This is a genomic window from Mycobacterium sp. NGS49, from assembly GCF_059812565.1.
Map to the genome: position 1 here is coordinate 26181 of NZ_JCALCX010000009.1, position 11927 is coordinate 38107.

Genomic DNA, 11927 nt, shown 5'->3' on the forward strand with positions numbered 1-11927 from the left:
GTCGCGCCCGGGATGCGCTGATCACCTAATTGATCGGCGCGTTGATCCAGCGCAGGTCATTGACGATGCCACGGGCGGCGATCAGCCCCTGGCCGGTCTGCCAGATCTGGTCGTCGACGACGAAGACCCGGTTGTCCCGGTTGGCGCCCAGCCGGCGCCACGGGTCGCTGTCCAGGACCGCGGCGGCGCGCTCGGCCGCCGCGGGGGAGACGCACGACACGTAGATGATGTCGGCGTCGGCGGCGGAGAAGTCCGGATTCTTGGCCAGGTCGCTGTCGGTAGTGCCGAACTCGCTATAGGGCTTGTCGGTGAACCGCTGCGCGGCGGGACGGTCCACGCCCACCGCGGTCAGCACGCTGGCGGGAAAGTTGTTCGCCCCGTAGACGCGCATCGTGGTCGTGGTCAGCTGCACCACCGACACCTGGAAGTGCGGAGCGTCGTGCTTGGCGCCGATATCGGCGGCGCGCTGGCGGAAACCGTTGACCAGGCCGTCGGTGGCACCGCTGCGTGCCGTCGCGGCGCCGACGCCGCGCAGGTTTTCCTCCCAGGCTGCGCCGGGAGCGGCGGTGAACACGGTCGGCGCGATCGCCGCCAGCTGCGGGTACAGCGTCGGCGTCACCCCCACCGAGCCCAGAATCAGGTCCGGATGGGCCGCCGCGATGGCCTTCAGATCGGGCGCGTTGCGGGAGCCGACCCCCGGCGCGTCGTGCACCACCTTGCCGAGGTAGGTCGGCTGACTCGACGATCCTTCCGGCAACGCCGCGGCGACGATGCGGGACTGCAGACCCAGTGCACACAGCATGTCGAGCTGGTCTCCGGAGAGCACCACGATGCGCTGGGGGTCGGCCGGCACCCGGGCGTCAGCGGGCACGACGCCCGCGGCGTTGGGGGCCGGGCGCGGGGGACCGGGATCGGGCGCGGCGGCCTCGCGCGCACACGACTCCTCGGGCTTGCGGTCATTACCCAGCACCCCGGCCCCGGCGATCTGGGTGGTGGGCGTGACCAGAGGTCGCGACGACGCCGCCGTGGGTTTGTCCGAACCGCAGGCAATGCAGGTCAGGGCCAGCGCCGCGACGGACAGGGCGGCCAGGCCGGTTCGGATGCCGCCAAATTGCACGCGTCCGACGTTAACATTCCAGCCCGCTCAGCCCTCGCCGCCCGCGCGGCCGGCCGGCGCTCGCCGAACCAATTACGACAGTTTGTAGGACCAGGCCTACCGTCGAGCCGAACGCGGGCTAAGATTCGAGGCAGCATTGTTGTGCGCCCTTGTCCGGATGGATGTTTGGAGGAGCTGTTGACAGCCGAAGCGCCCCCCTTGGGAGAACTCGAGGCAGTCCGTCCCTACCCGGCCCGGACCGGCCCCAAGGGCAACCTGGTCTACAAGCTGATCACCACGACCGATCACAAGCTGATCGGCATCATGTACTGCGTCGCCTGCTTCATCTTCTTCATGATCGGCGGCCTGATGGCGCTGCTGATGCGTGCGGAGCTCGCGGTACCCGGTCTGCAGTTCCTGTCGAATGAGCAGTACAACCAGCTGTTCACCATGCACGGCACGGCCATGCTGCTGTTCTATGCCACCCCGATCGTGTTCGGCTTCGCCAATTTGGTGCTGCCGCTGCAGATCGGTGCTCCCGACGTGGCCTTCCCGCGGCTGAACGCGTTCTCGTTCTGGCTTTTCCTGTTCGGCGCGACCATCGCCATCGCCGGCTTCATCACCCCGGGCGGCGCCGCGGACTTCGGCTGGACTGCCTACACCCCGCTGACCGACGCCATCCACTCACCCGGCGTCGGCGGTGACCTGTGGATCATGGGCATCGCGGTCGGTGGTCTGGGCACCATCCTGGGCGCGGTCAACATGATCACCACGGTGGTCTGCATGCGCGCGCCGGGCATGACGATGTTCCGGATGCCGATCTTCACCTGGAACATCCTGGTGACCTCGGTGCTGGTGCTGATCGCCTTCCCGCTGCTGACGGCCGCGCTGTTCGGCCTCGCCGCCGACCGGCACCTCGGTGCCCACATCTACGACCCGGCCAACGGCGGGGTGCTGTTGTGGCAGCACCTGTTCTGGTTCTTCGGCCACCCCGAGGTCTACATCCTGGCGTTGCCGTTCTTCGGCGTCGTGAGCGAGATCTTCCCGGTGTTCTCGCGCAAGCCGATCTTCGGCTACACCACCCTGGTCTACGCGACATTGTCGATCGCCGCCCTGTCGGTTGCGGTGTGGGCGCACCACATGTTCGCCACCGGAGCCGTGCTGCTTCCCTTCTTCTCCTTCATGACCTTCCTCATCGCGGTCCCGACCGGGATCAAGTTCTTCAACTGGGTGGGCACGATGTGGAAGGGGCAGTTGACCTTCGAGACGCCGATGCTGTTCGCCATCGGTTTCGCCGTGACGTTCCTGCTCGGCGGTCTCAGCGGTGTGCTGTTGGCCAGCCCGCCCCTGGACTTCCACGTCACCGACAGCTACTTCGTGATCGCGCACTTCCACTACGTGCTGTTCGGCACCATCGTGTTCTCCACGTACGCGGGCATCTACTTCTGGTTCCCGAAGATGACCGGGCGGCTGCTCGACGAACGGCTGGGCAAGCTGCACTTCTGGTTGACGTTCATCGGGTTCCACACCACCTTCCTGGTGCAGCACTGGGTCGGTGACGCGGGCATGCCGCGCCGCTATGCCGACTACCTGCCCACCGATGGCTTCACCACGCTGAACATCGTCTCCACCATCGGGGCCTTCATCCTCGGCATCTCGATGTTCCCGTTCGTCTGGAACGTGTTCAAGAGCTGGCGCTACGGCGAGGTCGTGACCGTCGACGACCCGTGGGGCTATGGCAACTCGCTGGAGTGGGCGACCAGCTGCCCGCCGCCGCGGCACAACTTCACCGAACTGCCCCGGATCCGTTCGGAGCGTCCGGCGTTCGAACTGCACTACCCGCATATGGTCGAGCGGATGCGTGCCGAAGCCCACATCGGCCGTCACGCCACCGCCGGTGAGTCCCCGAAGGGCTTCGGTCCACGGACCGAGCCGGATCGCTCGACAAGTGAGCAGTAGCGGCGGCAACCTGGGTGAGTAAGTCACCCAAGGTGTCGGTGCTGATCACCGTCACCGGCGTCGACCAGCCAGGGGTCACGTCTGCGCTCTTCGGCGTGCTTGCCCGGCACCGGGTCGAGCTGCTCAACGTCGAGCAGGTGGTGATCAGGTCCCGCCTGACGCTGGGCGTACTGGTGTCCTGCCCACAGGAGGTCGCCGACGGCACCGCGTTGCGGGACGACGTCGAAACGGCAATCCGTGACGTGGGCTTGGACGTCGCGATCGAGCGAAGTGACGACCTGCCGATCATCCAGGAGCCGTCCACCCACACCATTTTCGTGCTGGGCCGCCCCATCACCGCCCGGGCCTTCGGCGCGGTGGCCAGGGAAGTGGCGGATCTCGGCGTCAACATCGATTTCATCCGCGGCGTCTCCGATTACCCGGTCACCGGTCTGGAGCTGCGGGTCTCCGTGCCGCCCGGCGCCTACGGTCCGCTGCAGAGTTCGCTTACCAAGGTGGCCGCCGATGAGCAGGTCGACGTGGCGCTGGAGGATTACGGTCTGGCCTGGCGCACCAAACGGCTAATCGTGTTCGACGTCGACTCGACGTTGGTCCAGGGCGAGGTCATCGAGATGCTGGCGGCCCGTGCCGGCGCCGAGGGCAAGGTCGCGGCGATCACCGAGGCCGCCATGCGTGGCGAACTGGACTTCGCGGAATCGCTCGAGCAGCGGGTCGCCACGCTGGCGGGCCTGCCCGCGTCGGTGATCGATGACGTCGCCGGCCAGCTGGAGCTGATGCCGGGGGCCCGCACCACGCTGCGTACGCTGCAGCGCTTGGGTTTTCGCTGCGGCGTGGTGTCCGGCGGCTTCCGGCGCATCATCGAGCCCCTGGCCGAGGAGCTCAAACTGGACTTCGTGGCCGCCAACGAGTTGGAGATCGTCGACGGCACCCTCACCGGCCGCGTATTGGGCACGATCGTCGATCGCGCCGGTAAAGCCACCGCGTTGCGGGCGTTCGCCGAGCAGTACGGGGTGCCGATGGAGCAGACCGTCGCGGTCGGCGACGGCGCCAACGACATCGACATGCTGGCGGCCGCGGGCATGGGCATCGCATTCAACGCCAAGCCCGCGCTGCGTGAGGTGGCGGACGCGTCGTTGAGCCATCCGTACCTGGACACCGTGCTCTTCCTTCTCGGCGTGACGCGCGGCGAGATCGAAGCCGCCGACGCGATGGACGGCGTGGTCCGCCGGGTCGAAATCCCCGCCGAGTAGTCGGCTCGGCTGGCTCGGCCCGGCCTGGCAGCTCGGGCGGGGGAGCTGCCGCTCAGCTCGGCGAGCAGACGCAAAGTCGCCTCGGAGCGTGCGCTCCAAGGTGACTTTGCGACTGCTCGCGCCAGGGCGGTACCCAACACATGATAAGTTCTTCAATTGTTAAATTGATGAAGTCTTAGCGAGGGTCGGGTGTCGGAGCCGCTTTACAAGTTGAAGGCCGAGTTCTTCAAGACCCTGGGCCACCCGGCACGGGTCCGGATCCTCGAGCTGTTGTCGGAGCGCGACCACACGGTGGCTGAGTTACTGCCGGAAGTGGGCCTGGAGTCCTCGAACCTGTCCCAACAACTCGCGGTGCTGCGCCGGGCCGGGGTGGTGACGGCGCGCAAGGATGGCAACACGGTGATCTACTCGATCACCTCACCACTGATCGCCGAACTGATGGCGGTGGCCCGCCGGGTGCTGACCGGCATGCTGACCGGCCAGGTCGCGATGCTCGAGGACCTGCGCGCCAACCCTTCCGCGGGCCGGCGCTAGGCACGCAGATGGGTTGGTTGGGCAGAATACTGCGGCTCGGGCGGATCACCGAAAGTGCGGGCCGGCAACCCGCGTCGGCCGTGGCAGCGCCGACCGGGGTCAGGGGATCATTGCAGGTGCGGCACGTCGATGCGGGTTCGTGCAACGGCTGCGAGGTGGAGATCTCCGGAGCGTTCGGGCCGGTCTACGACGCCGAGCGGTTCGGCGCCCGGCTGGTCGCGTCGCCCCGGCACGCGGACGCGCTCCTGGTCACCGGCGTGGTGACCCGCAACATGGCGCAGCCGCTGCGTAACACCCTGGCAGCGACGCCGCATCCGCGGGTGGTGATCGCCTGTGGAGACTGCGCCGTCAACCGCGGCGTGTTCGGTGATGCCTACGGGGTGGTGGGCGCGGTCGGTGAGGTGATCCCGGTCGACGTACAGGTCCCGGGCTGTCCGCCCTCGCCCGATCAGGTGGTTGCGGCGTTGCGATCGGTGACGGGCCGGTGACGGCGGCGCTGGCTGGCGATGCTACGCCGGAAACGTTGTCCCGCAACGGAATCGGCTCCGGATTCAGTGGCGGGGCGACGGCCGGAATCGGTGCTGCGGGTGTGACGCTGGGGCTGAGCGCGATATTCGGAACCGTACCGCCGGTGCGGGTGCCCTGGCTGCTGGCACTGAGCGGGATTGAACTCGACGTCAACCGACTGGGCGGGTTCTTCATCGCGTTGACCGGGGCGGTCGCCGTCGCCGTGGGCGTTTACAGCATCGGCTACCTGCGCCGCGAGCGGCTCGGCGCGGTCGCGCAGCTGACAATGCCGCTGTTCGTCGCAGCGATGCTGTTGGTGCCCGCTGCCGGGTCGGCGACCACCTTTCTGCTGGCCTGGGAGCTGATGGCGATCACCTCCTTGATCCTGCTGGCCTCTGGCCATGGCCGGGCGGAAGTCCGTTCCGCGGCAGCCTATTACGCGGTGATGACACAGCTGGGTTTTGCCGCGATCCTGCTCGGGCTGATGGTGGCGGCCGCGGCGGCGGGCAGCGACCGGTTCGCCGACATGACCGGGATCTCGGGTCCGACGCGCAACGCGGTCTTTGTGTTGACTCTGCTGGGTTTCGGATCCAAGGCAGGCCTGCTGCCCATGCATGCGTGGTTGCCGCGCGCGCACCCCGAAGCGCCGAGTCCGGTATCGGCGTTGATGAGTGCCGCAATGGTCAACCTCGGCGTGTACGGGATCATCCGGATAGACCTGCAGGTGCTCGGCCCTGGCCCGCGGTGGTGGGGCGCCACGCTGCTGGTCGTCGGTGCGATCTCGGCCATGTACGGGGTGCTGCAGGCTTCCGTTGCCGCGGACCTCAAACGCCTGCTGGGGTATTCGACGATCGAGAACATGGGCCTGGTCGTCTTGGCGCTGGGTACCGCGACGCTCTTTTCGGCCTGCGGCGCCGGTGCGGCCGCCGTGATCGCCATGACGGCCGCCCTGCTGCACCTGATCGCGCACGCTGCTTTCAAGAGCCTCGGATTCATGGCCGCCGGTTCGGTCCTGGTGGCCACCGGTGTGCGCGACCTGGACCGGCTGGGCGGGCTGGCGCGCCGAATGCCCTATACCACAACTCTTTTCGGATTGTCCGCCCTGGGCGCGTCGGGGTTGCCGCTGGGTGCGGGATTCGTCAGCGAATGGCTGCTGGTGCAGTCGCTGATTCATGCCCGGCCCGAACACAGTTCGTTAATCGGATTGGTGACGCCCATCGGCATTGGAGCGGTGGCGCTGACGACGGGGTTAGGGGTGGCGGCGATGGTCAAGGCGTTCGGTACCGGCTTTTTGGCGCGCGCCCGTTCCGAGGGGGCAGCTCATGCGCGCGAGGCGCCGGCCAGCATGCTGGGCGGGATGGCGGTGGCCGCCGCCGGTTGCGTCGTCGTCGCCGTGCTACCGTTCGTCGCCGCCCCGACCCTGCAGTCGGTGCTGGACAGTGTCCCGGCGTCTCGCAACGCCGACCTGACCGGCATGGGGATGGTGCTGCGGCTGCCGGGAATCGACGGTTCCATGTCGCCGACCCTGCTGGCCGCCGCGCTGGCCGGCGCGCTCCTGGTTGTGCCGGCATTGACCAGGTGCGGATCGCGGCACCGCCCCGAACCGGCGACCTCGCCGCTTTGGGCTTGCGGCGCCGACGACCTCACACCGCGGATGCAATACACCGCAACATCTTTCGCCCAACCGCTGCAACGAGTCTTCGACGACGTCTTGCGGCCCGATACCGGTGTCGAGGTGACACACCTGGAGGAAACCCGCTACCACGTCGCGCGGATCGCCTACCGGGCCAACGTCTCCGACGCCATCGAAGACCGGATCTACGCTCCGGTATTGCGGACCCTAGCCGCATGCGCCATGGCGGTCCGCCGCGCCCACAACGGAAGTGTGCATCTCTACCTCGGTTACGGCGTCCTCGGTGTGTTGATCGTCTTGGTGGTAGCGCGATGAACGTCAGCTCCGCGCTGGCCGGTGCGGCGCAGATCAGCGGTGTCATGGCCGGGGCACCGTTGGTGCTCGGGTTGATGCGCCAGGTCCGCGCCCGGTCCGAGGGACGGCGCGGCGCAGGCGTTTTGCAGCCTTGGCGGGATCTGCGTAAGCAGCTGCGCAAACAGCAGATCACCCCGTCGGGTACCACGCTGGTCTTCGCGGCCGCGCCGGTGGTCTTGGCGGCCACCACGCTGCTGATCGCCGCGATAGTGCCACTGGTGGCAACCGGTTCGCCGCTGGATCCGGTCGCGGACCTGTTCGGTGTGGTCGGCCTGCTGTTCGTGGGCACGGTCGCGTTGACGCTGGCAGGCATCGACACCGGCACGTCCTTCGGCGGTATGGGCGCCAGCCGTGAGATCACCATCGCCGCGCTGGTGGAGCCGACGATTCTGCTCGCCGTCTTCGCGCTGTCCATTCCGGCTCGTTCGGCCAATCTGGGCGCCATCGTCGGCTTCACCCTAGCCAACCCCGGCGAGGTGGTGTCGGTGGCGGGAATACTGGCATTCGTCGCGTTGGTGATCGTCGTCATCGCCGAGACCGGACGGCTGCCGGTGGACAACCCGGCGACCCACCTGGAACTGACCATGGTGCACGAGGCGATGGTGCTCGAGTATGCCGGACCGAAGCTGGCACTCGTCGAGTGGGCGGGCGCCATGCGCCTGACGGTGCTGCTGGCGTTGCTGGCGAATCTGTTTGTCCCGTGGGGGATTGCCGGTGACCGGCCCACCCTGCTCGGCGTGGGCATCGGCATCGCCGCCGTCAGCGGCAAGGTGGCCGCGGCCGCGGTCGTCCTGGCCGGCGCTGAGGTGTTCATCGCCAAGCTGCGACTGTTCCGGGTGCCTGAATTACTGGCCGGTTCCTTTCTGCTGGCTCTGCTCGCGGTGAGTTCAGCGAACTTCTTTGCGGCACCGGCGTGACGGGATGACCGACTCTTACGTGGGCGTGCTCGATCTGGCACCGGGCGGACTGGTGCTGACCGCGGTGCTGATCGTGTGGCGGCGTGACCTGCGTTCGATCGTGCGGTTGCTGGCGCTGCAAGGTGTGGCCCTGGCGGCAATACCGGCGATTCTCGGTGTGCACAGTCAGGATTGGGAGCTGGTCGCGGTCGGGGCGGCTTTGTTCGTGTTGCGCGGGGTGGTGTTGCCCTGGCTGCTCGCGCGCGCACTGGGCGCCGAAGAGCGACAGCAGCGCGAGGCGACACCACTGGTCAACAGCACCGCGTCGCTGTTGATCGCTGCCGCGCTCACGATGGTCGCCCTGGCCGTCACCAGGCCGGTGGTGGACCTGGACCCGGGCGCCGCGGTCAGTGCCGTCCCGGCGGGGCTGGCGGTGGTGCTGATCGCGATGTTCGTGATGGTCACCCGTCGGCACGCCATCTCCCAGGCTGCGGGTTTCCTGATGTTGGACAACGGGATTGCGGCCACGGCATTTCTGCTGACGTCGGGGGTGCCGTTGATCGTCGAACTCGGTGCCTCGCTGGATGTGCTGTTCGCGCTGATCGTGTTGGGCGTGCTGACCGGCCGACTGCGGCGCATGTTCGGCCGACCCGACCTCGACCGGCTGCAGAGATTGCGGGATTGAGTATGACGATGGGATTGATTTTGGCGCCGATACTGGCGCCCGCGGTGGCCGCCGGCGTCGCGTTCGTCGGCGGGTGGCGGCGCCCGACCACGGTGCTGACGGTGCTGTCGGCGTTGGCCGTTCTGGGATCCGCCGTGGCGCTGGCCATCACGACCGGCGTGCGCCAGCACGTCGTGCTGGGCGGTCTGCTGCGCACCGATGCGCTGTCGGTGACGATGCTGATCGTCATCGGCGTCGTCGGCACCCTGGCGACCTGGGCGGGCATCGGCTACATCGACGCCGAACTGGCCCGCGGCCACACCGACCGGCGCGACGCGCGCATGTATGGCACGCTGATTCCAGCGTTCCTGTCGGCCATGGCAATTGCGGTATCCGCCAACAACATCGGCGTGATCTGGGTAGCCGTCGAAGCCACCACGGTGATCACGGCGTTTCTGGTCGGACACCGTCGCACCGCCACGGCCCTGGAAGCAACCTGGAAGTACGTGGTGATCTGCTCGGTCGGCATCGCCGTCGCGTTTCTGGGTACCGTCCTGTTGTACTTCGCCGCGCGTCATGCCGGCGCCGGCGGCGCCGGCGCCCTGAACCTCGATGTGCTGGCCGCCCGCGCCGCACATCTCGACCCGGCGGTCACCAGGCTGGCCGGCGGCCTGCTGCTGATCGGATATGGCGCGAAGGTCGGGTTGGTACCGTTTCACGGTTGGCTTGCCGATGCGCACAGCCAGGCCCCGGCGCCGGTGTCGGCGTTGATGAGCGGAGTGCTTCTGTCGGTTGCGTTTTCGGTGCTGATCCGGCTACGGCCGATCGTCGACGCTGCGGTGGGGCCGGGCTTCCTGCGCGCCGGTCTCTTGACGGTGGGGCTCGCCACGGTGTTGGTCGCCGCGCTGTTGCTCACGGTGGCAACCGATCTCAAGCGGATGTTGGCGTACTCCTCGATGGAGAACATGGGATTGATCGCGGTGGCGGCGGCCGCGGGCACCAAGCTTGCGATCGCCGCACTGTTGCTGCACGTGCTGGCGCACGGCGTCGGCAAGACGGTGCTGTTCCTGGCCGGTGGGCAGTTGCAGGCGGCGCACGGCTCGACGGCGATCGACGAGATCGGCGCCGTCTTGTCGCGGTCGCGGTTGGTCGGCGGGTCCTTCGCCGTCGGTGTGGTTGTCCTGCTTGGGTTACCGCCGTTCGCCATGTTCGCCAGCGAGATCTCGATCGCCCGTTCGCTGGCCGATGCCCGGTTGTCCTGGGCACTGTCCATCACACTGTTGCTCATGGTGGTGGCGTTCTCGGCGCAGGTCGGCAATTCGCGGCGCATCCTGCTCGGGGCGCCGAGCGACCAGGCGCCGCCCATCGTGGTACCCGCCGCCGTGGCGGGCGCCCTGGTCACCGGTGTGGCGGCGTCACTGGTGCTGGGGGTGACGGCAGGACCACTCACCGGCTTGTTCAGTGCTGCCGCCGGCCAGTTCGGAGCGGGTTGATGCAACGGCGCGAGGTCTCGAGCGACGAACTCGCCGGAGCAGTAGAGGATCTGCTGGACAACGGTTTTCGGCTGGCGCTGGTGGCTGCCCACGATGACGGCGATGCGATGAGGATCGTGTACCTGTTGTTGGCCGGCGGGCCGGACCGCCGAGTCGAGCTCACGCTGACCACCGATACCGCCCAGCCGTCGGTGCCCTCGCTTGGCCATCTGTCGATCCCCGCCGGCCGCTTCGAGCGCGAGATGATGGACCTCTACGGCGTGCTGCCGCTCGGGCATCCCCAGCCGCGACGGTTGGTCAGCCACGCGCACTGGCCGCAGGACTGGCATCCGATGCGCCGCAATGCCGGGCGGCCCCCGGACTTCGCGACGGTCGGCGGATTCCCGTTCGTGACCGTCGACGGCCCAGGGGTTTTCGAGATTCCGGTCGGACCCGTGCACGCCGGCCTGATCGAGCCGGGGCACTTCCGGTTTTCGGTCATCGGTGAATCGGTGTTGCGGCTGAAGGCTCGATTGTGGTTCGTGCACAGGGGAGTCGAGAAGCTGTTTGAAGGGCGTACCGCCCCGGGTGCCGTCGAGTTCGCCGAGCGAATCAGCGGCGACAGCTCGGCCGCGCATGCCATGGCCTATAGCCTTGCCGCCGAGGATGCGCTCGGGGTCGACATACCCGAACCGGTGCACGCGTTGCGGGCGATGCTGGTCGAATTGGAGCGGCTCTACAACCATGCCGCCGACTTGGGCGCACTGGCCAACGATGTCGGCTTCGCGCTGGCCAATGCACACGCCCAACGCGTCCGCGAATGCCTGTTGCGGATCAACGGCCGGGTCACCGGCCATCGCCTGTTACGCGGCGCGATGCGGCCGGGTGGCGTTGTACTGCAGCAACTTCCGGATCTCGCGGAGTTGCGCACGCTGGCCCGCGATGTTGCCGAGATCAGCGAACTGACACTGGGCAATCCGGTTATCTACGACCGGTTTGCCGACACCGCGGTGCTGAGCCGCGACGATGCCCATGCCCTCGGCTGCCTGGGCTACGTGGCCCGCGCCAGCGGCGTCAGCACCGACGCGCGCCTGGACCACCCGACCACCGCAATGCCGGTCGTTCCGGTGGTCCGGACCGAGGGGGACGTGCTGGCCCGCTACACGATCCGGCGCGACGAGTTCGCCGCGTCCGTCGACCTCATCGCGGCGTGCATCGATCGGCACGATGGCCGGTTGGAGCACCAGTCACCCCTGCCGGCGGGCCGGAATTCGGGGGTGGGGATCGTCGAAGGGTGGCGCGGGACGGTGGTCCACCGGGTCGAGGTCGACGCCGGGACGGTCACGCGGTGCAAGGTGGTCGATCCGTCCTGGTTCAACTGGCCCGCCCTGCCCGTCGCGATGGCCGACACGATCGTGCCGGACTTCCCGTTGGCCAACAAGAGCTTCAACCTGTCCTACGCCGGCAACGACCTATAAGGGTGAGCAGACACAAAATCGCGTTGGAGCGGACGCTCCAGCGCGATTTTGTGTCTCTTCGCGGGGTAACGCGACCCGGCAACC

Annotated in this window: 10 protein-coding genes; 9 read left to right on the plus strand and 1 reads right to left on the minus strand. The window is 67.9% G+C overall.

The window, feature by feature from the left end:
* Positions 1-25: 25 nt before the first annotated feature.
* A complete protein-coding gene (locus AC5Y7D_RS11220; RefSeq protein WP_499924165.1) occupies positions 26-1102 on the minus strand; it encodes an iron-siderophore ABC transporter substrate-binding protein in 1077 nt (358 codons plus the stop codon).
* A 192-nt stretch (positions 1103-1294) separates the two neighbouring features.
* Here AC5Y7D_RS11220 and ctaD point away from each other — a divergent pair, with 192 nt between their 5' ends.
* From ctaD to AC5Y7D_RS11265, 9 genes are all read left to right on the plus strand, one after another.
* Positions 1295-3055, plus strand: coding sequence for an aa3-type cytochrome oxidase subunit I (ctaD, locus tag AC5Y7D_RS11225; RefSeq protein ID WP_499923930.1), 1761 nt, complete (start codon positions 1295-1297; stop codon positions 3053-3055).
* A 14-nt stretch (positions 3056-3069) separates the two neighbouring features.
* Positions 3070-4305 (plus strand): phosphoserine phosphatase SerB, encoded by a 1236-nt coding sequence (gene serB / locus AC5Y7D_RS11230; RefSeq protein ID WP_499923931.1) that lies wholly within the window; start codon positions 3070-3072, stop codon positions 4303-4305.
* Positions 4306-4494: 189 nt separating this feature from the next.
* Positions 4495-4839: an ArsR/SmtB family transcription factor gene (locus tag AC5Y7D_RS11235; protein ID WP_499923934.1), complete on the plus strand. Its 345-nt coding sequence runs from the start codon at positions 4495-4497 to the stop codon at positions 4837-4839.
* Between the two features lie 8 nt (positions 4840-4847).
* Entirely contained in the window at positions 4848-5327 is a 480-nt protein-coding gene (locus tag AC5Y7D_RS11240) for an NADH-quinone oxidoreductase subunit B family protein (RefSeq protein ID WP_499923935.1), read from the plus strand.
* Between the two features lie 50 nt (positions 5328-5377).
* A complete protein-coding gene (locus AC5Y7D_RS11245) occupies positions 5378-7294 on the plus strand; it encodes a proton-conducting transporter transmembrane domain-containing protein (RefSeq protein ID WP_499924167.1) in 1917 nt (638 codons plus the stop codon).
* Positions 7291-8250, plus strand: a complete 960-nt coding sequence (locus tag AC5Y7D_RS11250) for a respiratory chain complex I subunit 1 family protein (RefSeq protein WP_499923936.1) — start codon at positions 7291-7293, stop codon at positions 8248-8250. Before AC5Y7D_RS11245 ends, AC5Y7D_RS11250 begins: the two co-directional genes overlap by 4 nt.
* 4 nt (positions 8251-8254) lie before the next feature.
* Positions 8255-8914 (plus strand): hypothetical protein, encoded by a 660-nt coding sequence (locus AC5Y7D_RS11255; protein WP_499923938.1) that lies wholly within the window; start codon positions 8255-8257, stop codon positions 8912-8914.
* Positions 8915-8922: 8 nt separating this feature from the next.
* The gene (locus AC5Y7D_RS11260) at positions 8923-10386 is read left to right on the plus strand and encodes a proton-conducting transporter transmembrane domain-containing protein (protein ID WP_499924169.1); all 1464 of its coding nucleotides are present in this window, start codon (positions 8923-8925) and stop codon (positions 10384-10386) included.
* Positions 10386-11843 carry a hydrogenase large subunit gene (locus tag AC5Y7D_RS11265; protein WP_499923939.1) on the plus strand — a complete coding sequence of 486 codons (1458 nt, stop codon included), beginning with the start codon at positions 10386-10388 and terminating at the stop codon, positions 11841-11843. Before AC5Y7D_RS11260 ends, AC5Y7D_RS11265 begins: the two co-directional genes overlap by 1 nt.
* Positions 11844-11927: the final 84 nt, after the last annotated feature.

What these genes read in the sequence shown, in the direction of transcription:
- AC5Y7D_RS11255 (WP_499923938.1), top strand. Translation starts at nt 8,255, where the DNA reads ATGACCGACTCTTACGTGGGCGTGCTCGATCTGGCACCGGGCGGACTG.
- AC5Y7D_RS11240 (WP_499923935.1), top strand. Translation starts at nt 4,848, where the DNA reads ATGGGTTGGTTGGGCAGAATACTGCGGCTCGGGCGGATCACCGAAAGT.
- AC5Y7D_RS11265 (WP_499923939.1), top strand. Translation starts at nt 10,386, where the DNA reads ATGCAACGGCGCGAGGTCTCGAGCGACGAACTCGCCGGAGCAGTAGAG.
- AC5Y7D_RS11260 (WP_499924169.1), top strand. Translation starts at nt 8,923, where the DNA reads ATGGGATTGATTTTGGCGCCGATACTGGCGCCCGCGGTGGCCGCCGGC.
- AC5Y7D_RS11250 (WP_499923936.1), top strand. Translation starts at nt 7,291, where the DNA reads ATGAACGTCAGCTCCGCGCTGGCCGGTGCGGCGCAGATCAGCGGTGTC.